The 24,842-nt window shown below is 68.5% G+C and carries 21 protein-coding genes and 2 pseudogenes; 9 read left to right on the forward strand and 14 right to left on the reverse strand.

The genetic code is table 11. From position 1 onward, the window contains the following. Positions 1-160: 160 nt before the first annotated feature. From ACX25U_RS39420 to ACX25U_RS39460, 9 genes and pseudogenes are all read right to left on the reverse strand, one after another. Positions 161-3,271 (reverse strand): glycoside hydrolase family 18 protein, encoded by a 3,111-nt coding sequence (locus ACX25U_RS39420; RefSeq protein ID WP_454387250.1) that lies wholly within the window; start codon positions 3,269-3,271, stop codon positions 161-163. 375 nt (positions 3,272-3,646) lie between these two features. Then, positions 3,647-4,831, reverse strand: coding sequence for an ISAs1 family transposase (locus tag ACX25U_RS39425; RefSeq protein ID WP_454387252.1), 1,185 nt, complete (start codon positions 4,829-4,831; stop codon positions 3,647-3,649). Between the two features lie 221 nt (positions 4,832-5,052). Further along, positions 5,053-5,733: pseudogene (locus tag ACX25U_RS39430) on the reverse strand (transposase); the annotation flags it as partial. Between the two features lie 23 nt (positions 5,734-5,756). Then, positions 5,757-6,760 (reverse strand): annotated as a pseudogene (locus ACX25U_RS39435) (IS5 family transposase). A 72-nt stretch (positions 6,761-6,832) separates the two neighbouring features. After that, positions 6,833-7,647, reverse strand: a protein-coding gene (locus tag ACX25U_RS39440; protein WP_454387254.1) for an IS5 family transposase whose coding sequence is annotated in 2 segments (ribosomal slippage) — positions 6,833-7,290 and positions 7,290-7,647 — 816 coding nt in all. Because the reading frame shifts where the segments join, the coding sequence is not laid out codon by codon here. Positions 7,648-7,724: 77 nt separating this feature from the next. Beyond that, positions 7,725-9,917 (reverse strand): catalase/peroxidase HPI, encoded by a 2,193-nt coding sequence (katG, locus tag ACX25U_RS39445; RefSeq protein ID WP_390832668.1) that lies wholly within the window; start codon positions 9,915-9,917, stop codon positions 7,725-7,727. Positions 9,918-10,321: 404 nt separating this feature from the next. Then, the gene (locus ACX25U_RS39450) at positions 10,322-10,876 is read right to left on the reverse strand and encodes a transposase (protein ID WP_454387069.1); all 555 of its coding nucleotides are present in this window, start codon (positions 10,874-10,876) and stop codon (positions 10,322-10,324) included. Then, positions 10,873-11,454, reverse strand: a complete 582-nt coding sequence (locus tag ACX25U_RS39455; protein WP_454387067.1) for a helix-turn-helix domain-containing protein — start codon at positions 11,452-11,454, stop codon at positions 10,873-10,875. The genes ACX25U_RS39450 and ACX25U_RS39455 overlap by 4 nt, the downstream gene beginning before the upstream one ends. Before the next feature lie 111 nt (positions 11,455-11,565). After that, positions 11,566-12,879, reverse strand: coding sequence for an IS701 family transposase (locus ACX25U_RS39460; RefSeq protein ID WP_454387256.1), 1,314 nt, complete (start codon positions 12,877-12,879; stop codon positions 11,566-11,568). Between the two features lie 123 nt (positions 12,880-13,002). On the opposite strand from ACX25U_RS39460, the gene ACX25U_RS39465 reads away from it, so the two are divergent. Further along, a complete protein-coding gene (locus ACX25U_RS39465; protein WP_454387257.1) occupies positions 13,003-13,428 on the forward strand; it encodes an IS5 family transposase in 426 nt (141 codons plus the stop codon). A gap of 14 nt (positions 13,429-13,442) precedes the next feature. After that, positions 13,443-13,769: a transposase gene (locus ACX25U_RS39470; RefSeq protein WP_454394712.1), complete on the forward strand. Its 327-nt coding sequence runs from the start codon at positions 13,443-13,445 to the stop codon at positions 13,767-13,769. A gap of 16 nt (positions 13,770-13,785) precedes the next feature. On the opposite strand, the gene ACX25U_RS39475 is transcribed toward ACX25U_RS39470, so the two are convergent. Then, entirely contained in the window at positions 13,786-15,075 is a 1,290-nt protein-coding gene (locus ACX25U_RS39475; protein WP_454387258.1) for a zinc ribbon domain-containing protein, read from the reverse strand. A gap of 42 nt (positions 15,076-15,117) precedes the next feature. Between ACX25U_RS39475 and ACX25U_RS39480 the strand changes: the two genes are divergently transcribed. Together ACX25U_RS39480 and ACX25U_RS39485 are read left to right on the forward strand one after the other, a co-directional pair. Continuing rightward, entirely contained in the window at positions 15,118-15,405 is a 288-nt protein-coding gene (locus tag ACX25U_RS39480) for a hypothetical protein (protein WP_454387259.1), read from the forward strand. A gap of 350 nt (positions 15,406-15,755) precedes the next feature. Then, complete coding sequence (locus tag ACX25U_RS39485) at positions 15,756-16,877, forward strand: IS630 family transposase (protein ID WP_454387260.1); 1,122 nt, start codon at positions 15,756-15,758, stop codon at positions 16,875-16,877. 30 nt (positions 16,878-16,907) lie between these two features. Here ACX25U_RS39485 and ACX25U_RS39490 read toward each other — a convergent pair whose 3' ends face one another. Both ACX25U_RS39490 and ACX25U_RS39495 read right to left on the reverse strand, forming a co-directional pair. After that, positions 16,908-17,369, reverse strand: a complete 462-nt coding sequence (locus ACX25U_RS39490; protein WP_454387261.1) for a hypothetical protein — start codon at positions 17,367-17,369, stop codon at positions 16,908-16,910. A gap of 105 nt (positions 17,370-17,474) precedes the next feature. Beyond that, on the reverse strand, positions 17,475-18,005 hold the full coding sequence (locus ACX25U_RS39495; RefSeq protein WP_454387262.1) for a hypothetical protein: 531 nt from the start codon (positions 18,003-18,005) through the stop codon (positions 17,475-17,477). Between the two features lie 387 nt (positions 18,006-18,392). On the opposite strand from ACX25U_RS39495, the gene ACX25U_RS39500 reads away from it, so the two are divergent. After that, complete coding sequence (locus tag ACX25U_RS39500; RefSeq protein WP_454387263.1) at positions 18,393-19,214, forward strand: hypothetical protein; 822 nt, start codon at positions 18,393-18,395, stop codon at positions 19,212-19,214. Between the two features lie 276 nt (positions 19,215-19,490). Here the strand turns inward: ACX25U_RS39500 and ACX25U_RS39505 are convergent, their stop codons facing one another. Continuing rightward, entirely contained in the window at positions 19,491-19,700 is a 210-nt protein-coding gene (locus ACX25U_RS39505) for a DUF6207 family protein (RefSeq protein ID WP_454394714.1), read from the reverse strand. 233 nt (positions 19,701-19,933) lie between these two features. Between ACX25U_RS39505 and ACX25U_RS39510 the strand changes: the two genes are divergently transcribed. Further along, the gene (locus ACX25U_RS39510) at positions 19,934-21,310 is read left to right on the forward strand and encodes a hypothetical protein (protein ID WP_454387265.1); all 1,377 of its coding nucleotides are present in this window, start codon (positions 19,934-19,936) and stop codon (positions 21,308-21,310) included. 319 nt (positions 21,311-21,629) lie between these two features. Here ACX25U_RS39510 and ACX25U_RS39515 read toward each other — a convergent pair whose 3' ends face one another. Next, positions 21,630-22,046, reverse strand: coding sequence for a hypothetical protein (locus ACX25U_RS39515; RefSeq protein WP_454387266.1), 417 nt, complete (start codon positions 22,044-22,046; stop codon positions 21,630-21,632). Positions 22,047-22,368: 322 nt separating this feature from the next. Here ACX25U_RS39515 and ACX25U_RS39520 point away from each other — a divergent pair, with 322 nt between their 5' ends. The 3 genes from ACX25U_RS39520 to ACX25U_RS39530 all read left to right on the forward strand — a co-directional run bounded on the left by ACX25U_RS39520 (position 22,369) and on the right by ACX25U_RS39530 (position 24,702). After that, a complete protein-coding gene (locus tag ACX25U_RS39520; RefSeq protein ID WP_454387268.1) occupies positions 22,369-22,767 on the forward strand; it encodes a nuclear transport factor 2 family protein in 399 nt (132 codons plus the stop codon). Positions 22,768-22,841: 74 nt separating this feature from the next. Further along, positions 22,842-23,914, forward strand: a protein-coding gene (locus ACX25U_RS39525; protein ID WP_454385098.1) for an IS630 family transposase whose coding sequence is annotated in 2 segments (ribosomal slippage) — positions 22,842-23,325 and positions 23,325-23,914 — 1,074 coding nt in all. Because the reading frame shifts where the segments join, the coding sequence is not laid out codon by codon here. 200 nt (positions 23,915-24,114) lie between these two features. After that, positions 24,115-24,702 (forward strand): TetR/AcrR family transcriptional regulator, encoded by a 588-nt coding sequence (locus tag ACX25U_RS39530; protein WP_454387270.1) that lies wholly within the window; start codon positions 24,115-24,117, stop codon positions 24,700-24,702. The last annotated feature ends 140 nt before the right edge of the window (positions 24,703-24,842 follow it).

Here is a 24,842-nt window from a genome sequence, read left to right on the forward strand (position 1 = left end):
GATCACCGAGACCGTGCCTGTACTGCGTTCACTCCCTGTCCGAACGGGGACACTCTGCCTGTTTCCATGCCACTCCGGCGAACCGGACGAAGCTCAATCTTGCAAGGGACCCTGGGACCTGCTCGGTGGTGCCGTCCGTCGATGCTCTCTTACGCCGGCATCAGGTCGGGTCCGACTCGTAGTCGGGCCGGATGGCGAGTTCTCCCGCTTCCCACATCTCGTGGACGCGCTTCTTGCATTCCTTGTCGGATTTCACTTCGTCCGCGAGGCGGAGGCCGATCTCGTTGTTCTTCTCGTCCGCTGCGTTGTCCGCGTCGGACCCGGGGCGGCCACGCTCGTGCGCCTCGCCCATCGCCCTGGCGAATTCCTCACCCAGCCTCTTCTTGAGCAGGCACTGCCAGAACACGTGGCGAATGGAGTTCTGCTCTTCCGGGTCCGTCATGTGCTCGACCAGCTGAAGCACCTCGACGTGCACCCCGGCCCACCTGATGATGTTCTGGGGGCGCTTGAGAAGCTCGTAGACCTCCGGGCCGGAAACGTTCTTGCCGATCAGCCAGACGTACTTGTCCAAGGCGGCAGGGCCTTCTTCCAGAAGGCTCTTCTCCAACTGCGACAGAACCCGCGAGTATGCCGCCATGTTCTCCGACGTGTCCGCCAGGTTGTCGGCGATCACCTTGGATGCGGTAAGCCCGATGCCGAAGATGAACATGCCCAAGGCGAGGAGCGGGAGCATCTCAGGAGCCAGGAACGCGATCGCGGCCACACCCGCGAGCGCCGTGGCACCGGTCTTGCCGAGATCCCGAGGGGCGAGGCCCTGCGCTGCGTCGAGTATCCGGCGGGTCTCAAGGAGGGTGTCGTAGACGTTCGCGCTCGGCACGGTGTTGCATTCGCACCGGAACTCGGCGTCCCTGGTCACGCTCATCGACATGGTCCAGTCGCCTGCCTGAGGATCCTTGACGATCAGGTACCGGACCGAGTCGCCGGACATCTTGACGAGTTTTCCGTCCTCCTCGACGTCTTCGTCATAGGTGTTCCCGCCGGGGTCCTTGATGGTCATGACGACGCCCTCGGGGAAATCGACCGAGCCGTCGCCCTTGGTGATGACCGAGTAGAGGAAGGGCGCGCTCTCACCGATGGTCATCGTGTTCGTCAGGTTGAACCGTTCCACGTTGCCCAGGCCGTCCAGGTCCTTGGCGGAAAGGGTGTCGACCTGGCAGTACATGCAGTCGTTCTCGCCCCTGGCCACCGTGGTGAACGCGGGGATGGGGCTCAGTTCGTTACTGACGTCGAAAATGCCCCAGAGTCCGCCGACTCCCTTGTCCTCGATCTCCGTCGGCTCGTCGAAGTACTGACCCGCGATGAGCGCCGGGGTCTGCTTCGCGGCCTCTTGCCAGTCGTCGCTGAGGGACAGGCCCCAGAGGCGCGAGGCGTACCGCGTGTACCCGTCGGGTGCCCCGCCCTTCTCCTCCACGTGCCCCCAGAACCAGTCCGGCACGTCGTCGTTGTCGAGGACGTCGAACTCACCCCAAAGTCCGAGGGCACCCTTGTCCACGATGCGGGTCGGCCGGTTGAAGTACTGCCTCTTGATCACCGCCGGGCAGTTCTGGGCGACGGACTTCCAGTCCGCGTCGTCGGGGATGTTCCACAGCCGCGCCGAGAACTGCCGCATGCCGTTGTCTTTGGTGCCGTCGTCCTGGAACTGAAGGAGATCGCTCGCGTGCCCCAGGAAGCCCGTGGAGTCCCACAGGTACGAATAGGCCACAGGGACCGGCGGATCCGTGATCGGCGAGGACTCAGGAACCGGGTTGCCGGAGGCGAGGTAAAGGGCCTTGATGATGCTCTTGCCGTCTTCCCAGACATCATTAGAGAGTTCCCAGATGATGACGCCCTTGGCGCCAACTCCCTTGAGGAACTTCAGCTTGGTGACGGCGGTGTCCGGGGTCTCGAAATAGATGTTGTGGGCGTACGGGTACTCACCCGGAGGCAGGGGCTCGGCGAGCTCGGGGCGGGGCGTGCTCCCGTCCACCTTGATGTTCGCGTCCTCGGCCTCAAGGGCGTCCGGGAACTCGTCCAGGATTTCCTTGTATCGAAGCACCTTGTACCCCGGGGGCACTTCACCGGTCAGGTCGTCCGGTTCCTTGGCCGCGGCGAAGTCGTAACCGTAGATGGGCACTCCGGCCGCGATCTTGCCGCGGTCCACACCTTGCCCCTTGCCCTGCCAGTTCATGAAGAGCGGATTCGTCCAGTACCAGAGGCAGTCCTCGACCGACAGGATCGGATTGTTCTCCACAGCGTCGCCACCCGGGGCGTCCGAACCAGCGCCCGCCCTGGCCCCCGGCCAGCCGCCCTGCTGTTCGCGGAGGTACGACTCCAGATAGACATCCGCCTCACGGATCTTCGCCGTGTCCTTCCCGCGGATCTTGTGCAGGGCGGAGTGCGGGCCGACCGGGGACTTGTCCCACGACCCGGTGAGGTCGTAGGTCATCACGCCGAGCCAGTCGAGGTGTTCGGCCATGTCCGGGTCGTAGTTGTTCCCGTACCACGAGGTACCGAAGACGGCCGCCGACACGATCTTGTCGGGCATGGCCTCCTTCAGTTTCCTGGCGAACAGGGTCAGACCCTGCCCCGCGGGGTGCGGCCCGTCACTCTTCATCCGGCCGCCCTGGTCCTGGTCGCCGGGCCGGCCCCACCAGCATTCCAGGTCGAGATCGACGCCGTCCAGGCCGTTGTGGGTGACGTAGTCCACGACGTTGCGGACCGTCTGGTCGAGCTTCGGGGAGGCCGGGTCGTTCCCGATCGCCGTCATCAGGTCCAGGAACGCGTAGTCGTTCGCGCCGCCCAGCGCGACCATGATCTTGGTCCTGTACGTGTTCGCGGCGATGAGCACGTCCGGGAGAATGGTGCTGATCTCCCTGACCGACGCGGGGTCGAACGCCCCGGAATCCTTGTCGCTGAACGTCAGGAACGCGATGATGCCGTGCGTGATGTACTGATACATCTCGCCCTTGCCGTAGTCGAATCCCTCCTTCTTCCGCCAGGTAGGGATGTAGGCGATGATGTTCGCCCGCTCGGTCGGCTTGTGCGGGGTCTGGTCGTACAGCTCGTCGAAGAATCGCCAGCCGTTCTTGTCGGGGTCTCCCACTCCCGGCTCCGAGGCCCAGAAAGCGGCACGGAAAATATTGCCCTTGTATTTGGCGACGGCTCCGGTCTTGTAACCGCTGGGATTTTCTTCCCACTTGGGGACGTCAGGATAATCCGACGAAAGGCTCATTGAAGGCCACTCCTAGTGTTGTGGATCACTGCGCCCCACTCAATCATGGGCGACCTTGTCGACCACAGATCGGAATGAGCCTTTCCGGTTGCGCCTGATCGCGCCAGAACGGGTCGATGGGAATGGCTTGGAATCGATGACCCGGAGAACATCTGGTCTACGTAGCCGGTGGTGAGGGGGTTTGTGTCGCCGTGGTGTCGGCGGTCATTAACCTCGGCATTTCATGACGCCTCGTCAGTGCAACTGGCGGGCCGTTTCGACGTGTTGGGCTGATGGTGGGCAGCGTGAGGGCCCGGCTGTCGCGTCGGGTGGACGCCGGGTTCCACGGCTCCGGCGGGGCAGGGTCATTGCATGATCGAAAAGTGTCCGGTTTTGTCAGGTGAGGCCGAGGGCTCGTAGCGGCCGCTGATGGTCGCGGCCAGTGCGGCGGAGGGCGGCGGCGATGTTGGTCTCGCCGTCCTGACGGAAGACGCTGATGGCGAGGTTGCGCAGGCTGGCCATGGTCCGGGGCAGGTGGCCGGTGCGGACCTTGGAGTCGTCCTCGCGGAAGGTCCGGTCACGGACGTGGTGCAGGAGGTTCTCGATACTCCAGTGGCCTCTGATCCAGGCGGCGAGCTCGGCCGGGGTGGCGTCGAAGACGTCCAGGCTGGTGATCAGGTAGACGCGCTCGATGGTGAGCTTTCCGGTCGCCAGGTCGCGCCGCCGGCGCACGACCTCGATGGCCTGCCGGGCGCCGGGGTAGTCGATGCTGGAGAACGCGGCGACCTTCAACCGCCGGATCTCGTCGCGGTGGTGGGCCTTGTCGCGGGTGCGGTGGTCGAGCGGGACGTCCCGCCAGGGCAGGTGCTTGACCTGGGCGTACAGGCCGGGGTGGTTCCGCTTGACGACGGCCAGGTAGTGGATGCCGCGGGTGTGCAGGTAGGCCCCGTGACTGTGCTGGGTGTGCAGCGCGTCGGTGGTGATCACGACGTGCTCCAGGTCGAGGCCGTCCAGCAGGGGCCGGAACGAGGGGATCTCGTTGCTCTTGGAGGAGACCTGCCGCTGGGCCAGGACGGTGCCGCCGTGCGTCATCGCGGCCAGGAGTTGGACAGCCGCGGTCTGGGCGGTGCGCGAGCCGCGGACCGTCTTGCCGTCCACCGCGACCGGCCGCAGCGGCGACCGCCTCGGGGCCGCCTCCCGCTGCGGGGCGGGCGGTTGACGGGCTTGCAGGTAGGCGCCGATCGCCACGTCCAGTGCGTCGCCGTCGACGCGTTCGAGCAGACGGCGGACGGTGGCGGGGTGCGGCACGGCCCGCTGCCCGGTGAGCGGGTCGGCCGCGAAGCCCAGGACGCCCACGACGGACTGCGGGACGTCCGCGATCCACTCGCCGACGGCGATGAGCGAGCGGGCGCCGGCCAGCACCGCCGCCGCTGCCGCGCACAGCAGGGCGAGCGCCGGGTAGCGCCGCCCCCGAACATCGCGCGGGTCGGGGACGGCGGCCAGGAATCGACGCAGGTCAGCGGCTGCCTCCAAGGTGAGCGGGGCGGTCTGGGCAGCCAACTGCTCCAACGCCGGGGGCATGGGGGATGATGTTCGGGCAGGCACGGTCTCGCTCGGTTCTCATGGGTCTCGACAACCACATGATCACCGACGCCGTGCCTGCACCGTTTTCCCGTCCGATCCGCCACAGAGCGGCTCATGACGTTCCATCACTCACGAGAACCGCGAACCGGACGTTTCTCGATCAAGCAATGACCCTGTCCGGCGGGGTGGTGTTGTTTGCAGGGAAGGGAACGTGCTGGTCAGCCGGGTTTCGGCAGGGCTTGGAGCCGGTCCAGGGCCTCGATGATCACATCGCTCCATGGCCAGTGGTGGGCGAGGCGGAGGATGCGGCGGCCGGTGGTGACCAGTTGGGCGGCGGTGGAGAACAGCCGCAGGCGGAGCCGGCGGGGTTCCCACAGACGGGGCTTGCCGGTCAGGGCGAGCATCGGCATCCAGGCGAGCAGGTCCAGGGCAATCTGGACGATCTCCAGCCAGATCTGGTTCTGCGCCATGTCATGGAGCGGAAGGTTGCGTAGGCCGGTGGCGCGGGCGGCGCGGATGCGGTCTTCGGCGCGGGCGCGCTGGCGGTGACCCAGTTCCAGCGCAGCGATCGGGGTGTTGATGGTGTTGGTGGCGAAGCAGGTCAAGCGCATGCCGTCGGCGTCGGTGAAGCGTAGCTGGGCGCCAGGGTGCGGGCGTTCCTTGCGGACGATCAGCCGCATTCCTTTGGGCCAGCCTTTCAGGCAGTCTCCGTTGAGTTCGGCCACCCAGGCGCCGTCGCGGATCTGGCCGCCGGGTTCGACGGCTACCGTCCAGGCCGAGGCGGGAACCTTCAAGACGGCCTGGTGGATGGCGTCGGTGATGGTCATGCCGACCGAGTAGGACAGCCGCCGGCCCCGCGTGGACAACCAGTTGACGAACTCGTGGGTGCCGCCGCCGGACTAGGGCGTGTATCGAGTTGTGATCATTGGCCGGTCCGGGTGAGGTCTTTGATCCAGATCATCGAGGCGCGCAGGTGGAGGCCGGCGAGGTAGCTGTCTGGGGTCTTGTCGTATCGGGTGGCGATGCCTCGCCAGGCCTTGAGCTTGTTGATCAGGCGCTCGACGGTGTTCCTCTCCTTGTAGAGGTCGGCGTCGTGGCTGACGGGACGGCCGCCCCTGGAGCCCTTCTTCTTCCGGTTGGCGGCCTGGTCCTTCTTCTCCGGGATGACTGCCTTGATGTGGCGCTTGCGCAGGTGGGCGCGGTTGCGGCGGGATGAGTAGGCCTTGTCCCCGGCGACGGCGTCCGGCCGGGTGCGGGGGCGGCCGACAGGCCCGCGGACCCGTATCTTCCCCAGCACGGGGATGAACTGCGGGCTGTCCGCGGCCTGGCCCGCAGTCAGAACGAACGCCAGCGGGCGACACTTCCGGTCGGCGGCGAGGTGGACCTTGCTGGTCTGCCCGCCCCTCGAGCGTCCCAGGAGGGCAGCCTTCAGACGGAGTTTCCGCCGGCGTCGGACGCGTCGTCGTTCTTCCTGCCCGGGATCGTCTCCGGTTCCCTGCCCGTTTTGTTCTTCGGAGCTGCCCCCTTTGACCTGGCCTTCTCCTCCTCGGCGGCGGCCTTCTCCAGGGCGGTGAACACGTCCTCGCTCAGGTGCATCCCGGCAGCGTCGTGGTGTGCCCGCGCGGTGGTGGAGTCGATGCTGACCAGGGACAGGTCCACCTCACCCCGCTTCGCGGCTTCCGCGATCATGCCCTCCAGCAGGGCCTCGAACACGCCGGCGTCACGCCACTGCCGGAAGCGGTTGGAGACGGTCGACCAGGCACCGAACTCCTGCGGCATCTCCCGCCACTGCCCGCCCGTCTTGAACCGCCAGATCACGCCCTCGAACTGCTGCCGCAGGCGCTCGGGGTACGGGCCGTACTCGCCGATCGGCAGATACGGCCCGATGAACTCCCACTCTTCGTCTGTCAGTTGCACTCGCGTCACACAAGACGATCTACCGGATCAGGCCTCGGAGCGAGGGCAAACCCCAAGATTGATCACGACTCGATACGCGCCCTAACAGAGTGCTCGGACGCGCCGGTACAGAATGAGGCAGACCGCCAACTGCAGGAAGGCGTCGTGGATGTCGTCCCGGCGCTCCCAACGGATCCTCAGGTGCCGGAAACCGTGCAGCCACGACAGGCCGCGTTCAACCACCCAGCGGTGGACGCCCAGGCCCGAGCCGTGGGGTTGCCCGCGGCGGGCGATAACCGGGGTGATGCCCAGGGTGCGGACCTTGCGGCGGTAGCGGTCGTGGTCGTAGCCGCGGTCCGCGTACAGCCGCCGCGGCCGGAACCGGGGGCGCCCGCGGCGCCCCCGCACCGCGGGGATCGCCTTGAGCAGCGGCATCAGCTGGGTGACGTCGTTGCGATTGCCGCCGATGAGCGAGACCGCGAGCGGAGTTCCGCGCGCATCGGTGATCAGGTGGTGTTTCGAGCCCGGCCGGGCGCGGTCGACCGGACTCGGCCCGGTTTTGGGCCACCCCGCAGGGCCCGCACGTGGGAGGCGTCGATGGCAGCGCGAGAGAAGTCCAGCTGGTCCGCGCCACGCAGCTTCGCCAGCAGGATCTCCTGCAGCCGGTGCCAGACACCGGCCTCGTTCCAGTCCCGCAGCCGACGCCAGCAGGTCATGCCCGAGCCGAAGCCCAGCTCCTGCGGCAGCCACTCCCACTGGATGTCGGTTGCCAGCACGAACAGGATGCCCTGCAGGGCCTTGCGGTCGTCCAGTCGCTTGCGGCCCGGATGGTCGGGGCGGCGCTCGACCACTGGCAGCAGCGGCTCGATCAGCGCCCACAGGTCGTCGTCGATTTCCCAGGGCTTGGGGCGGGACATCGTGCACCTCCCCGGCCAGGACGGATCCGGACCAGCACATCCAAGATAGCGCAAATACCCTATTTTGTTAGGACCTCTCAGGCGAGGTCGAACCGGTCGAGATTCATCACCTTGTTCCACGCTGCCACGAAGTCACGTACGAACTTCTCTCCCACATCCTGGGACGCGTAGACCTCCGAGACGGCTCGGAGCTGGGAGTGCGCACCGAAGATCAGGTCGACGGCGGTGGCGGTCCACTTGACCTCGCCGGTGGCGCGATCCCGGCCTTCGAACACGTTCTCCTCCGTAGCCGACGCCTTCCACTCCGTGCGCATGTCGAGCAGGTTGACGAAGAAGTCGTTGGTCAAGACTCCCGGCCGGTGGGTGAAGACCCCGTGGGGGGACCCCTTGAAACCGGTGTTCAGGGCCCGCATGCCGCCGATCAGCACCGCCATCTCGGGAGCGGTCAGGGTCAGCAGGTTGGCGCGGTCCAGCATGAGGGTCTCCGGCGACAGCTTCTCGCCAGCCGGAAGGTAGTTGCGGAAGGCATCCGCCTTGGGCTCCAGCACGGCGAACGACGCCGCGTCGGTCTGCTCCTGCGAGGCGTCCGTACGCCCCGGTGCGAACGGCACCGTGACGTCGTGCCCGGCGTTCCGCGCGGCCTGCTCGACGGCCGCGCACCCGCCGAGGACGATCAGGTCGGCGAGGGAGACCCGCGTTCCGCCGGTCTGAGAGACGTTGAAGTCCTGCTGGATCCGCTCGAGCGTGCGCACCACCTCGGTCACCTCGGGGAGGTCGTTGAGCTCCCAGTCCTTCTGCGGCGCCAGCCGGATCCGTGCCCCGTTCGCTCCGCCGCGCTTGTCGGTGCCGCGGAAGCTTGCCGCCGATGCCCAGGCGGTGGTGACCAGCTGGGCGATGGAGAGGCCCGAGGCAAGGATCCTGCTCTTGAGGGCAGCGATGTCCTCGTCCCCGACCAGTTCGTGATCGACGTCGGGAACGGGGTCCTGCCACAGCTGCGGCTCGGGAATCCACGGGCCTAGGTAACGCGAGAGGGGTCCCATGTCGCGGTGCAGCAGTTTGTACCACGCCTTGGCGAACGCCACCGCGAGCTCGTCCGGGTTTTCGTGGAACCTCTTCGTGATCGGGCCGTAGACCGGGTCCACCTTCAGCGCGAGGTCCGTCGTCAGCATCATGGGGGCGTGCCGCTTCGACGAATCATGGGCGTCGCGTACGGCGTTCCTGGCCGCGGGATCCGACGGAGTCCACTGGTGGGCGCCGGCAGGGCTGCTCGTCAGCTCCCACTCGTACCCGTAGAGATTGTCCAGGTACCCGTTGTCCCACTTGGCCGGCTCGGTGGTCCATGCGCCCTCCAGACCACTGGTGAGCGTGTGGGGGCCCGTGCCGCTGCCGTATGTGTTCCGCCAGCCGAGGCCCTGCTGCTCGATGGGGGCGGCCTCGGGTTCCGGGCCGATATAACTGGCTTCGACCGCACCATGACACTTGCCGAAGGTGTGGCCGCCGACGATGAGTGCGACTGTCTCCTCGTCATTCATCGCCATGCGCGCGAACGTCTCCCGAATGTCCCGGGCGGCGGCCATCGGGTCCGGGTTTCCATTGGGCCCCTCCGGATTGACGTAGATCAGTCCCATCTGCACGGCGGCGAAAGGACCGGTGAGTTCCCTGTCGCCGCTGTAGCGCTCATCTCCGAGCCATGTGTCCTCGGGACCCCAGAAGATCTCCTCGGGTTCCCAGATGTCCTCTCGCCCGAAACCGAACCCGAACGTCTTGAATCCCATGGATTCCATGGCACAGTTTCCGGCGAAGACCAGAAGATCGGCCCAGGAGATTTTCCGGCCGTACTTCTGTTTGACCGGCCAAAGCAGACGGCGCGCCTTGTCCAGGCTCGCGTTGTCCGGCCAGCTGTTGAGGGGGGCGAAGCGCTGTGCGCCGCTTCCGCCACCGCCGCGGCCGTCCGCGATGCGGTACGTTCCCGCGGCATGCCAGCTCATCCGGATGAAGAGCGGCCCGTAGTGACCGTAGTCCGCAGGCCACCAGTCCTGGGATGTCGTCATCACCTCGAAGACGTCACGCTTCAGTGCGTCGACGTCGAGGGTCGCGAATTCTTTCGCGTAGTCGAAGTCCTCGTCCATCGGGCTGGATCGTGGCGAGTGCTGGTGGAGAACCTGAAGGTCCAGCTGATTCGGCCACCAGTCCCGGTTCGTCCTGGGCCGCCGAGTCGGTGTGGGCGTCGGTGAAGGGATTGCCGGATTCTCGCTTTCACTGCCGGACATGTCCGTCCTTCTTCCTGCCTCGGTGTTCTGCCTGCCGGTTGCCGCTCTTGACGTCGTTGGCTTTGTTGGTGTCGAGCCCGTCGACCCACACAATCAGCGCGCCACGGCGCCCACCGGCTGGAAAATGTGCTGTGCCGCGTCCGTATGGTCGCGCACCGCAGACCACACCTCTATGAAACACGCAAAGCACCTCGCATGACAGACGTGAGAGCAGGGTCGTCCTTTCTGCTCCCGTGCCGATTTCCGACGCAAGCCGAATCGCGTACGACAGCTCCCGGACTTGCCGGAGGGGCCTGGCTGGTGGCGGCCGTAAGGCGTGGCACGCGGCGCCCGCCCTTGTAGAGTGACTGCACGCCTTTGACCTGCAGAGAGCAGGCAGGGAGCCACCTCTAGTGCTGCGTTCCTCAAAGCCGGTAGACGAACTTCCGGCGTAGTCGGCGGTGCGGTGGCGGGGAGCGTCCCCAAACCCATGGTTTGGCACGGGCGTTGAGCTGGGCGGTGGCCAGGGCCGTGGCCTGGTCGATCTCGTCGGGATCGGCGAAGGTCTGCCCGGCCAGCGCGGTCTTGCGGAAGATCCGCCACCACCCCTCGGCCAGGTTCAGCCAGCACGCGCCGACGGGGATGAAGACCTGATGGACCCTCGGATGCTTCCTCAGCCACCTGCGGACGGGGCCGCTGGTGTGGCTGGAGAGATTGTCGGCGACGACGTAGACCTGGCCCCGCGGGTTGGCCCGGGCGATCTCCTGCAGCAGGTGGAGCCAGCCGGCGGTGTTGCGCCGCGGCGCGCAGAAGGTCACCTCCTGGCCGTCGCGGATGCGCAGGCCCCCGTACACCCAGGTCTTCTCCCGGCCACGGGCGTACTCCAGCGGCGCCTTGATCCGGTGCCCGCCCACGGACCAGCCCGGCGCGGGGGCGAAGGTGCGCGGGATGACCGGACCGAGCTCGTCGGCGCAGATCACCGTGGAGCACGGCGGCGGGTCGGTGTAGAGCCCGACGACCGCCGTTCTTTTGGGGCGAAGTCGGGGTCCTTGCTGGTCGCCCAGGAGTGGGTACGGCGCCAGCGCACCTGCTCGGCCAGCAGGATCCTGCGCACCTGGCTGCGGTGCACGTCGATACCGCGCTCCCGGGCGGCCGCGGTGAGCGTATCCAGCGTCCAGGTCGGCGCCCCGGCCTCGTCGGCGGCCTGAAGGGCGCCGTCGGGGCCGGGCACCGGGCGCCCGGGCGGGTCGCCGCGGGCCAGGGCAATGATCGCCGAACGCTCGGCCTCGGTCAGCCGGCGCGGGCGCCCGCTGATCGGCCGGTCGCCGAGCCCGTCCAGGCCCTCGGCGTTGAACCGCGCCAGCCGTTCCCGCACCGTCTGCGGGTGGCAGCCCAGCTCGGCGGCGATCGCCGTGGTGTGCAGCCCCCGCCAGCTGGCCTCGATCATCCGGGCCCGCAGGATCCAGTCGCCCGGCGCATGCCGGGCCCCCGCCAGCTTGCGGACCTTCCGCTCCTCGACCGGATCGGCCGGCGGTCGCGCATACAGAAACTTCGGCATGGCGCCCTCCTGCCCACGCCCCCTACCGAACATACGCCCACCTTGAGGAACGCAGCACTAGCGCTGGTTGGTCAGGTTGGGGCGGCCAGCGGGCGAGAGTGGCCCACATGCTCAAGCAGCGCCGCCAGTTCCGGCGGGGGCGGAGCGGTGGACCAGCGGTGCCAGTACAGCTGCAGGCGGGCCCAGGGGCACAGCCAGCTGCGGACCTGCCGCAGTGTGTCCTGCCAGATGATCCGTCGCGGATTTTTCCCCCAGCGGCCCACTGTCCGTGCTGTCGGCGTTCCCTGTCGCACCGTCGGGAGAGGCCGCGGTCAGCAGGCTGAAGGTGAAGGCCAGCATCACCAGCTGCCAGTGCCGCACGATGGCCTCCTCGGAACGGACCTGGAAGTCCGCCCAGCCCAGCTCGTGTTTGACCGGCTTGTAGTAGTGCTCGATCCAGTCCCGCAGCCGGTAGATCCGGTAGACCTCGAGCGCATTGGCCTCGGTCACCGAGAGGTTGGTGGCCATGAACCAGGTCGAATCGGCCGTGAGAGCCGTCGGGTCGGCGCTCGCGGCGATCAGGCGCACCCCGCGGGTGGGGCCATAGGCGGTGCCCAGTTCCAGCTCGGCCACGTAGCGCACCAGCGGCCGGTGGTGGCTGTCGGTGAGCACCAGGCGCTGCCAGTCCTCCAGCGGCAGGCGGGCGGCGGCCTCGGCGGGGGTGAACGCCGGCGGATGAGCGGGGTCGTCCACGAACTGCCAGGTGCCGTGGCTGGGCCGCAGGGCCAGCACATAGCGGATCCTGGCGGCCCTCAAGTGCCCCTCGAGCTTCGGGTTTTCGCCGTAGACGCAGTCGGCGACCACCGCCCGGAAGGGCACGCCGGCCCCCCGGGCCTGCTCGATCAGCTGCCAGGCCAGCTCCGGCTTGGTGGCGAAGGCCGGATCGGCCTTGCCCTTCGGCAGCCGGGCGGCCGGCCGGTAGGGCCGCACCCCCAGCGGCACGTGGCGGGTGCCGTCGGCCCAGTGGCTGGTGACGGAGACGACGCCGTTGGCGGTGTGGCCGAGCTTGCCGAGGTACTGCTGGGCGGCCAGCACGATGCCTCGTCCCCGCTTGGGGTCCCCGGTCTCGTCGATGATGAGCACCCCGTTGGTGTGCGGCCCCAGGCCCGGGTGCTGCCGCCACAGCTCCAGTCGGCGCGCGCCCAGGGCGTCGGGATCCCAGGGGGCGTCGTGCAGGAAGTGGTGCAGCCGCTGGCGGTCGGCCCCGGGGACCAGCGCGGCCAGCTCGGTCAGGGTCTTGTTGCGCTCACGGGGCAGCAGCAGGCCGATGAGGTAGTGCCGCAGGGCGGTGCGCTCGGCCAAGCGGCAGAACAGGTCATCGAAGTGGCCGCAGAACCGGTCGATCGCCTCCGCCGTCGGCGCGGTCGGCTTGCGCGAGGTGGCCATCGGGCACCTCCACCGGAATGGCCCAGCCGGACACCTCAAGCGTACGTCTGCCTCCCTCGACCTGACCAACCAGCGACTAGGGTGCGTTTCAGAAGTGGATCTTGATGTGTCAAGATCCACTTCGTGGGGCGGCATGATCTGACGAATGCACAGTGGGCGAAGCTGGAGCCCTTGCTCCCGGTCGGCAAGAAGCCTGGACGGCCACCGGTGCACACCAAGCGGCAGTTGATAGACGGCATACGCTGGCGCACCCGTGCCGGCGCTCCCTGGCGGGACGTGCCCGAGCGGTACGGCCCGTGGGAGACGGTGTACGGCCTGTTCCGGCGCTGGCAGCGGGACGGCACCTGGCGCCGCATCTTCGAGCAACTGCAGGCCCAGGCCGATGCCGAGGGATTGATCACCTGGGACGTCTCGGTGGATTCGACCGTCGCCCGCGCCCACCAGCATGCCGCCGGGGCGCGTAAAAAGGGGCACTGCAGAAGGAGCCTCCCGGCGGCGTCGACACCGAACCCGACGACCACGGCCTCGGACGCTCGCGCGGCGGGCTGACCACCAAACTGCACCTGGCGGTCGAGCAGGGGCAAAAGCCGCTGTCGCTGCTTGTGACCGCCGGCCAGCGACACGACAGTCCGCAGTTCCAGCCGGTCCTGGAGGGCATCCGGGTGCCCCGCACCGGTCGGGGCCGGCCGCGAACCCGGCCGGACAAGGTCCGCGCCGACAAGGCGTACGGCCCCGAGGGAACCGCGCCTATCTGCGCAGACGCGGCATCGGCTGCACCATCCCGGAGAAGGCCGACCAGGTCCGCAACCGCAAGAAGCTCGGCTCCCGCGGCGGCCGTCCGCCGAAGTTCGACAAGGCCGATTACAAGGAGCGCCACGCCGTCGAGATGAGCAAGCCGCGGTGCTGTCATAGCTGCGGTTCGACGTCATCGCCTCGGGTTCCTTCCTCGTTCGGGATTATCGCCGCCTGCTGGTGGTCGAGCCAGGCCTGTCGTGGGCGGTGGCCGCGGGACTGCTGGTGGAGCCGGCGGAGCCATTCGACCTCTGCGGGGTCGGCGTGGACGACCCAGGACCGGCGGGCGTCGTGTTGCTGGTGGGCGGTGACCCAGCCGCGTGTGATCCACCCGAAGAGGGTCACGCGGGGCACGCCGATCTCGCGGGCGAGGTCGGTCAGCCACCACTGGTGCGGGCCGAGTGAGGGTGCTCCCCGGCGGAGGGTCTGTTCCTGCCGGCTGACGCAGCCCAGTTCCTGCAGCAGCCTGCGCACGCCCTGGGCGGCGAAGTGTTCGCGGCGTTTGGGCGGGCGGAAGCCCTCAGCGTTGAGGATCTTCGCGATGGCCCGGGCGGAGTGTCCGGCCGCGGCGAGTGCGCGGGCCCGGGCGGCCAGTTGGGGGCAGTAGCTGAGCTGGTCCAGGCGGGCGACCGGGCGGGCGAGTTCGCCCCTCGTGCGGTGCCCGCCAGCCCAGGTGACCTGGGCGGTGACGCGTTCACTGTCGCCGATGACGGTGAGGTGGACCTTCTCGACCAGGTGCCGGATCAGCTGTTTGCGGTCCGCGTCGGTGGTGGTGGGCGCCCGCCAGACGGCGGGGAGGTCGGCGGCCAGGGCCCGGATCCGCTCGCGCTCGGCGGCGGTGAGGAGGCGGGGCCGGGCCGCGGCGAAGCGGTCGTACTCCTCGGTGAGCCGCTGCCGCTCGGCCAGCGCACGCTCCCAGTCCTTCTCCAACTCCCGGACCACCAGGCGGTTCTCGGGCTCGGCCAGCTGATACTGGCGCCGGGCCCGGCCTGCGGCATAGTCCGCCCGCTCCAGGCGCTGGTGCCAGATCCGGTCCACCTCACCCCGGCGGGCCTGGGCCTGCTCGGCGGCCTGCAGCGAGACCTCCAGCGCGGCCGGTGCCATCGCCGCCAGCAGCAGGCCGGTGACATAGCGGTCGATGCAGGTCCCGGACAGCTGCTGGCACAGCTCGCCGCCGTAGTCGGTCTTGGCCCGGCTGCACTCGTAGGCCGGCCGCAGCCCTATGCCCTCACCGCGCTGGTAGCGCACGACCATGCGCTTGCCGCACCGGCCGCAGAAGACCAGCCCGACCAGCAGCGCCGGCCCGTCGCGCAGGGCTGCCCTTGCCGAAAACTCATCCGCCCTGGTGGGAGACGGTGTGCGGGGTGTCGACCGCGGCCGCTCGCGCCGGCACCCTCGCGCCACTGTCGATCACCCCCCGACCGCGTCGAGCTGCGGACGGGTACGGTGGGCGGGCCGGGCACGCCGCGGCGGCGCAGCTTCGCGCAGACCGCCGAGATCCTCGCCCTGTTCGTCGAACGCTGGCAACGCACGCCCGGCGCCCGGGAAGGGATCGAGGTCGACGGCGAACACGTCATGATCGGCCCCTGGCTCGCCAAGGCCCGCACGAAGAGGAACGCCGGTCAACTGCCGCAGCAGCAGGCGGCATTGCTGTCCCGGATCCTGCAGGAGGACTGGAGCACCCCCCAGACCGACTGGACCGGCACCCCCGCCCCGGCATCCGCGCAGCAGTAAACCCCCCATGGCCTGCGCGCGCGGCCAGGGTCCTTTTGCCCCCTGAGGGCGCGGGTGCCGCCAATCGGTGACAGCGCCTTGGTCGTCACGGTGATGCCGCGGTCCAACTCGGGGATCGGCCACGGCATCACCGTGCGGGGCACTCACCAGTGCACAGACTGGATGCCCTGTACCGATGCCGGATCACGAAGCCGAACGGGTGACGCCGCGACGGCCGGGCACAGCCGCTGTCAGCATCATCCCGTCGGTATCCCACCGCCTCGCTAGTGCTGTGACCGCATAGGTTCGCCGGGTTGGTGGTCGTGGCGGTTGGATGTGCGGTGACGTCCGTTCCGACCGCTGGAGGCGTGGTGGCCGAGCCTGTCCGTGTGCGCAGACTGACCGACCAGGAGGGACAGCGGCTGCAGCAAATCGTGCGCCGGGGCAGCACCAGCTCGGTGCGCTACCGGCGCGCGATGATGCTGCTGGCCTCGGCGGGCGGGAACCGGGTGCCGGTGATCGCGAAGCTGGTCCAGGCCGACGAGGACACCGTCCGTGATGTGATCCACCGGTTCAACGAGATCGGCCTGGCCTGTCTGGACCTTCAATGGGCGGGAGGCCGTCCCCGCCTGCTCACCCCTGACGACGAGGACTTCGTCATCCAGACGGCCACCACCCGCCCCACCAAGCTCGGCCAGCCCTTCACCCGCTGGTCACTGCGCAAGCTGGTCGCCTACCTGCGGAGAGTCCACGGCCGGATCATTCACATCGGCCGCGAGGCCTTACGCTGCCTGCTCGCCCGCCGCGGCATCACCTTCCAGCGCACCAAGACCTGGAAGGAGTCCCCCGACCCCAACCGCGAGGCGAAACTGGACCGGATCGAGGAGGTCCTGGACCGTTTCCCGGACCGGGTCTTCGCCTTCGACGAGTTCGGACCGCTGGGGATCCGGCCCACCGCAGGCTCCTGCTGGGCGAAGCAGGGCAAGCCCAACCGCCTGCCGGCGACCTACCGCCGCACCCACGGCGTCACCTACTTCCACGGCTGCTACTCCGTTGGCGACGACACCCTGTGGGGCGTCAACCGCCGCCGCAAGGGCACCGCCAACACCCTGGCCGCGCTGAAATCGATCCGCGCCGCCCGCCCCGACGGCGCCCCGATCTACATCATTTTGGACAATCTCTCCGCCCACACCGGAGCGGACATCCGCCGCTGGGCGCAGAAGAACAAGGTCGAGCTGTGCTTCACTCCGACCTACGCCTCCTGGGCCAACCCGATCGAGGCGCACTTCGGCCCGCTGCGGCAGTTCACCCTGGCCAACTCGAACCATCGCAGCCACCCCGCGCAGACCCGGGCCCTGCACCGCTACCTGCGTTGGCGCAATGCCAACGCCCGCCACCCAGACGTGCTCGCCGCCCAGCGCAAGGAACGCGCCCGCATCCGCCGCGAGAAAGGCATCCGCTGGGGCGGACGCCCCCTCAAAGCCGCAGCCTGACCACGTCGGCGAACCTGGCTGGGCACAGCACTAAATATGGACGAGCATCTGTCGTAGGGGATGTCCGAGCGCGTCCGTGAGGGAAGCCAGTTCCTCGTCGGTCAGCCATGCCCGGTTCGGGTACATGACCTCGATCCTGAATCGCGCGAACCCCATCGGCCAGTCGTACACCAGTTCGTTGAGTGACGTCTCGACGTCGCAACAGGGAACCGTCACCATGAGCGTCGAGAAGCCCTCGTGGTAGCGCTCCGAGACGGCCTCACCCCACCAGCCAGGTGCGAACTCCGCACCGCAGTGCGGGCAGGAGATTCTTTCCAGGTTGGAGCCGCAGATGACCACCTCGACGCTGTCGTGCCACTTGGCTTCCAGGCCACGGCGGGCGCCGTCGTCAGGAAGCATCCCGGACAGCATGGCCGCAGCACGATCCGCCGCATCCTTACTCGGCTGCCAGTACGGATCGGTCGGAATCACCGTCAGGTAGTTGTCACTCATCGCCCGCCTCCCCGCGCCCGCCGCGGTCCGCTCCTCGTCCACCGACTCGGCGAACCTATCCGGTCACAGCACTAGCCGTTGTCCCGCCCGCCTTCCTGCCGACGCCTACGAAGACAGGGGACGCTCGCAGCTCGCGGCGCGGGCCTGTACGGAGAGGGCGGGCTCGCCGCCTCGCAGGCGCTGCTTGACCCGCACGCCGTCCAGGACGACGTCCATCACCGACAGGGCGATGCCCGCCTGGCGGCAGTCCCGGGCGATGGCGGCACCGTCCACGCCGACGGCAGCGATCCATGCCTCCATCTCCTGCGGCCACAGTCCCGCCTGTGCCCAGGCCCGCGCCCGGGTGCGCAGCTCGGCCGGACGCAGGTGTACCGCCTGGCGGCTGAGCAGGGTGAACGCATGCGACTCAAGGGTCCGCCTGTCCTGGCGGCGGCGACCGGCACGTCCCGCGCGCCGCTGCGTGGCCGAGCCCCGGGCTGTTGGCCGCCGTACGGCGGCCAAGTCGTCCGCCAGGTCAAGGCCTTCGGCGGCGGCGACGGCCTCGGGGCTGGAGGACTGGGGCCCGCCGGCCGCCGGCGGGAGGAGGGAGGTGTAGATCGCCTGCAGTTCGGGGTCGGTGAAACGCGGCTCGGACATGACGGAGCTCCCTTGAACGGTGTGCGGGCATGACGAAGGCCCCGGCACCGGACAAGCGGCGACGGGGCCTTGCGGGGAGTGCACGGGTCAGCGGTCACCGGCAGCGCGTGGCCTCACCAGAAGGCGGGGCACTGCCGGGCCAGGCCGAACATGAAAAAGAGCGGGGCACACCCCGCACCTGAGCGGACAGCCTAGCGAAATATCGCGTCACAGCAGCCAGTTCACGCAAACATCCAGGTAAACGGCCTGACCCCGAACAACCGCCCTGCGCCTTCCCGCCACGTTGCGCCATGCCGTGCGGCGATGGCACGTTCGGCCGATCACCCGCATCTGCCACCACTCGTTGAGACAGGCGGCAACGGCCGTACCAGAACGCGGGTGAGGACGATGACACAGCCGGCACAGCCACAGGAGCCGTTGTGGCGGCGCTACCAGGAGCCGGACGACAGGGGCCTGATCGATGACGTGTGCGGGGGAGTGCGCCTGCTCACCGAACCCGGGCCCGACGATCCCGGGCAGACCATCGCTCTAGCGATCGCGGGGGCCGAGGCGACCGCTGGGCTCGCGGCCGCGCTGGAGGACGAATGGGCCCTGTACACACCGCAGCAGGTCGCGGTGACGGCCTCCGCCCTGTTCGCCCAGATCGCCGCGGCCGGCGCGGCGCTGGAGAAGCTCGATGGGTGCCTGGACGTCATGGCCGAGCGCGGGGAGATCACAGCCCCCGACTACGACGGAGTGGGGGAGGCCGAGCGCCTGTGCACCGCCCAGACTGCCCTCGGCGCGGCGGGGCAGAAAGCCTCCGGCGCCATCGATGCCCGGGCCTGTGACGCGGCGGTGGACATCCTGGCGTCGACGCCGTACGCAGGTGCCCTGCCCGCCAACGCCCACGACACGATCACCCAACTGGCCGGCCTGCTCGGCGACAGCGCCAAACTTCTGCCCGGCCACCTCCCGGACGGCACGGGCCGTGCCGAGCTGGACCACTACGGCTGTGGCTGCCGCATCGAACTGACCGACCGCGACGGCACCGTATGGGACTTCCACCGCGCGGACTCGGCCTGGGACCTCATCCCCCTGGCCGACACCAGCTCCGACGGCAGACGCCTTGAGGGCATGGAGCTCTCCATGACCGAGGCCTGCCCACACCCCCGGCATCTTGCTCTGCTGGTCCGGCAAGCACTGGAAGCCGCCCTCGGACAACGTGCCTGAGCATCCACGCCGCTGAGCGGCGTCCTGACTGGCTGGCCCCACCGGGGACCGAACTGTGCCCGCACGGCGGAGGTTGCCGCGCCCCGCAACGCACCGCCTTCCAGAACCGGTCCACGTCGGCTCTCCCGCCCGCCCCGGCCGCAGGACACGCTGGCGTACGGGAGCGCTCAGCTTCGGCTCCGGCAGTGCCCGCGTCAGCCGATGCCTTCGATCCGTTGCGTGACCCCGTCGCGTGGCCCGCGCGCAGACCGGTCGTCGCACCGGCCCGGGCGCTCGTCAGGCGTCGAGTCTTTGGCGCAGATCCACGTAGCAGCGCAGCCGTACGCCGGGCTGTCCCGGGTCCCGGGTGATGCGGTCCGCGGTTGCGGTCGCCCACCGGGCGGCGATCGTCCCCTGGAACGCCATGGCCGTCCGGTCGTCCGCGGCGGCGACATCCACGACGATCAGCCCCGGTTCCGACACGTGCGCTTCATTGATCGGCTCCACGTACGGCCAGACGGAGCGCCGACTGAGCCAGTTGCCCTGCCCGGCACCCGTCACCCGGACGAGCCCACACACAACGCCAGTTGTTGACGGTACAGCCCAAAAGCGAAGGGCGGCGGTCCCGTTGCCCAACCTTGTCTCAAAAACGCTGCGCCAATCCGTTTGCTGCTGGTGTACCAATGGGCATCGAAAGCGTTGTAGCCAACTACAGCACTACAGCAGGGAAGGAGAGCTCCTTGGTCAACGACATACGCCCGCTCGCCAACGGGCTGCGCACCGACCACCCGGTCCCCGGCCTGCCGTTCGTCGACGACTCGCACCTGCCGCTCGACGACGGACCCGACGCCATCGAGGCAGTCGGCCGCAACAAGGGCGAAGGCATGTGGGGCCGATGCGACACCTCCCGCGCAGGAGGCTGGCTGGCCTTCACCACCGACCCCATCGCCCACCACCTGGGATGGGCCGTTCGCTACCACCCCGAACACGGGCGCACCGTGCTCCTGCTGCACGACCAGGACACCGCCAGCCTGCACACCTACTGGTCGGGCGCCCCGCTGCTGTTCAGGGCCGGCGGCTACTGGTGGGACGGTAAGGCCTGGTACCGGCCCAACCGGATCTGGGACCCGGTCACCGAGGACTACGCGCACCGCACAGCACGCGCCACGGCCACCGTCCACGCCGACGACATGCTGGACGGCCGCGCCCACCCGGACCGCGCGCACGTGCACAAGGTGGCCACCTTCGACCCGGCCACCGCGGCGCCGGAGAACTGGCTCGATCACCTGACCCTGTGGGCGCAGCACCACCAGAAGCAGACAGACCCCCTCCCGCTCGCAAGGTGCGTCGTTGACCTGGCCAGTCCCGAACTCGCCGGGAACCAACTGCTCGGCGTGCCGGAGATGGCCGCGCTGGCCGGCATCACGGCCTCCACCCTGCGGGGCTACATCTCCCGAAGCGAGAACGACGTGCCGCCGCCTCAGGCGACCGTCGGCGGCCGCGCCCAGTGGTCGCGCCCGGTCGCCGAGGACTGGGTGGAAGCCCGGCGCCGCTCGTCCGAGGGCCTGCGGGAGGCCATGTCGGCCGGCGACCGGCACCGTCTCGCCCCGGGGGCAGCTCAGGTCCGCGACCGGTTCAGCGAGAACTTCTTCCGCTTCCTGTGGCAGCGGCCGGACATCCGCAAGCGGTGGGTCCTGCGGCACCGCAACGAGCCGACAGTCCGGGAGGTGGCCGACCAACTGGCCTTCGAGGTTGCCGACAGCCTCGACCGGATCATCCCCACCGACGCCCTCGGACCGACCATCCGCCATGCCGTCCTGGAGGACTTCGCCGCCTCGCTGCGCGTCAGCGAACGCCGGGGCGGCCAGCTCAAGGCCTTCGACCTGATCCTGTCGAGGCCGCTGGCGAAGATGCTCGACTGGTTCATCCGGCACTTCCCGACCTCGGCCCAGTGGTACATCGGCGAGATCATGGGCGAGGCGCAACAGCATCTCGACATCCCCGCCCACGTGACGGGCGAAGCACTGGAGCGGTCCGTGTCCCTGAACGGCGAACTCGACGCGCAGGCCCTGGAGGAGTTCTTCTCCCGCGTCGTGCTGCGGGAGCCGCAGGACTGAAACCCATCACCGACCGCGAGGGGGCGGAAGCCAACGGCAGTGGCTTCCGCCCCCTCGCGCAACAGGGAGCCGGTCGACCGCGCGACTCTTGCCCTGCGATTCGCCGGCCATCGGGGAGGCTGGTGGCCCGTCCGGGCAGCGTGCGAAGGGCCTCGGACGGGCTCCGCTTCGTATGGTGCCTGTCCGCGGACGTCCTCAGGCGACGACAAGCCGGGCGTGTGTCGCCCTGCCGCCGGAAGAAGGCGAAGGCTGAACGCGGTGGTGTGTCTTCACCCCTGCCGCGCCCGCCGCCGTCCTTGCACCGCGCCGTTCGTCGCGCTTACCGGCCGCCTTTGACGGTGTCGCGGCGCGGCCGGTTCGGCTCCCTGCCGATCTGCGCGGTGACCTGCCTGATCTCCTTTTCGCTGTAGGCGGTGCGCACCCCGGAGAAGCTGAATCCGGCAGCGCGGGCGAGTTCCTCCAGCCCATAGGGGCGGCTGCCGTGGAACTCGCGGCCGTAGGCCAGTAGCTGGCGGATCTGGGCGTCGACGGCCTCCTTCTGCGCCTTCAGATCCTCGAGCGCCAGCAGCAGCGGGTCGACCTGCTGGTTGTCGCTCGCGGCCTCCAGGTGAAGGGTGTCCCTCTTGCGCTGCTCGAGGGCCTGTTCGCAGGCGTCGTCGTAGCAGTCCTCGGGGGTGACGGCGCCCGGCTCGGGCAACGGGTTGCGCAGGGCGGCCAGTTCTTCAATCGGATGCATGTCTGCAATAATCGCAAAAGATTGCGCTGAGCGCAATGCTCGGGTGGGGGGTTGCGGGTGAGGCTGACCCGCACGCCCCCCGAAGGCGGCAAGGACCGCGCTGGGCAGACCACAGCACGGCAAAGGTGCACGCAAGGCCGGCGCCAAAGAAACGATTCTTGACCGAGCGGTCCATAAGTGCTCTACTGAAGGTGCTCGCTGATGCCCGGCATGAGATCATTTGCGCTCTTCCCGGCTCTTCAGGGCTGCGTACGGAGATCCGTGCGGCACATCATCATTCCGGGATGACGATCGCAGTCTTCCCCTATGGAAGGTTTTGAATATGACAACACGTGAGGTCGTGGAACGCTTCTTCGGGCTGCTGGCCGCCGGAGACCCGGACGCGGTTGCCTCCGCGTTCGCGGAAGACATCGACTGGTACGTCCCTGGTGCGTCATCTCTTCCCTGGACCGGGCATCGCTCCAAGGGCGGGGAGGTAGCCGACTACCTCAGGACCCTTACGGACAACATCGTCCCGGAGAAAAACGTGGACCAGGTGGATGCGCTGCTGATCGACGGTGAGCACGCAGTCATGCTGGGACGATTCACGCGCGTGGCCAAGAGCACTGGCCGGGCTTACGAGATGCCTGTCGCCATGCATTTCCGGGTCGAGGGCGACAAGATCGTCCGACTCTACCTCTATGAGGACACGCTCAAGGTCTTTCAGGCCTACGCTGACTGACAAGGTTCCGCTGTTCGCTTCTGAGTTTGGCTTCTCGGGGTGACGAATAGTGTATATGGGTGTATTCCGGAGGTATGCGGTACCCCGATGGTGGCGGCCTGACCGCGAAGCAACGTGCCCAGCGGGAGCGGCTGCGGTTCGAGGCCGCCGAGATGTTCGCCCAGGGGGTCCCGCCGCCCGAGGTGGCCAAGCGGTTGAGGGTCTCCCGGAAGTCGGCCTACGCCTGGCACGCACGCTGGCGCGAGAAAGGACCGGACAGCCTTGCCTCCAAGGGGCCCAGCGGCTTCCCCAGCCGGATGCGACCGCAGTGGCGGGCCTGGCTGGAAGCGGAGCTGGACCGCGGTCCCGCCGCTCACGGCTGGACCGAGGACCAGCGCTGGACCCTGGCCCGCGTGGCGACCGTGATCGCCCGCCGGTTCCACGTCCGGTTCAGCCTCAAGCATGTCTCGCGCATCCTGCACCAGATGGGCTGGACCGTGCAGAGCCCCGTGCACCGGGCCGCCGAACGCGACGAGCAGGCCGTAGCGACCTGGGTCAAGGAGGCCTGGCCCCGCGTGGGAAAACCGTGAGGAACCGGGATGCCTGGCTGTGCTTCGAGGACGAAGCAGGGCAGAGCATCAGGCCGCCCAAGGCGCGTACCTGGTCCCGACGCGGCCATCCGCCGGTGGTCAGGGTCAGCGGCAAGGGCTCCGGGCGGATCTCCCTGGCCTCGATGCTGTGCACCAAGCCCGGCACCCGCACCCGGCTGATCTACCGGATGCTGGTTCAGCACGCCGGGCGGAAAAAGGAGAAGAAGGGCTTCAAGGAGCCGGACCTCGCGGCGCTTCTGGACGCGGCGCACGCCGAGCTCGGTGCGGAAATCGTGCTGGTATGGGACAACTCCACGCAGCACACCGACCGCGCGATGCGTGACCTGCTCGCCGCACGGTCCTGGCTGACGGTGTTCCACTTCCCGCCGTACAGCCCGGAGTTGAATCCGGATGAGGGCGTGTGGGCGAACCTGAAGGGGAGTCTGGGCAACCTGGCAGCGTGCACCACCGACCAGCTCGCGGCCTTCGCCCGGACCCGGTTGAAGAAGATGCAGTACCGGCCCGAGCTCCTCGACGGGTTCATCGCCGAGACCGGACTGGCCCTCGCGCCGCCGTAGAGATCGATGTCACCCCGAGAAGCCAACCTCAGTTGCGAGACGCGCCGCCGCGCCGCCGCAGGACAGGGGCCGGCCGACCCGGTACTCGGCTCACTGTCGAAGCACGGTGAGAACCTGGGGACCGATCGCTGACCGAAAGTGGCCCGCCTGCGCTCGCACTCTTTTGGACCGCAAGGTCAAGAAAGGGTACAGTGTCTGCCATGGGGCGCCCTCGGAACTTCGACGAAGACCAGATCTTGAAGTCCGCGCGCGAGCAGTTCTGGAACCGGGGCTATGCAGCCACATCGCTACAGGACCTGATGGGCGCCACGGGGCTGGGCAAGGGCAGTCTCTACGGGGCGTTCGGTGACAAGCGTGAACTCTTCCTGCGCGTACTGGACGGCTACCGCGACGAGCAGTTGAACGGTGTCCGGACGATCCTCACCGGGCGGGGTACGGCCATCGAACGTCTGACCCGCCTCCTCGACGACGCGGCCCAAGGATTCGAAGAAGACCCGCAGCGGCGCGGTTGCTTCATGGTCAACAGCACATCGGAGCTGCACAGTCAGGAACCCGATGTTGCCTCGCGGGCCAGGGCAACGTACCAAGTCGTCGAAAACCTTCTGATCGCTTGCGTGAAGGAAGCGCAGCGCGAGGGAACTGTGAACGCGAGCGCAGATCCCCAGGAGCTCGGACGGCTGCTGCTCGCGGTCATGCAGGGCATCGAGTTTCTCGCCAAGACCCACATGGATGGTTCAGCGCTGCTACAGATCGGCCGCGCCGCCCTTGCCCAGTTGCCCCGCCCTTGAGAGGTTCGGCCTAATTAGCTGAGAGCCGTACCCGCTTGCGGGTGAGGCGGCGAGTCATCAGCGTGATCGACGCCCAGGTGATGAGTGACTCGCTGACCTGCGGCAGCCTCTCGTGGTCTCGGCAGTGAGCTTCCTCCAAC

The organism is Streptomyces sp. JNUCC 63, assembly GCF_054366325.1.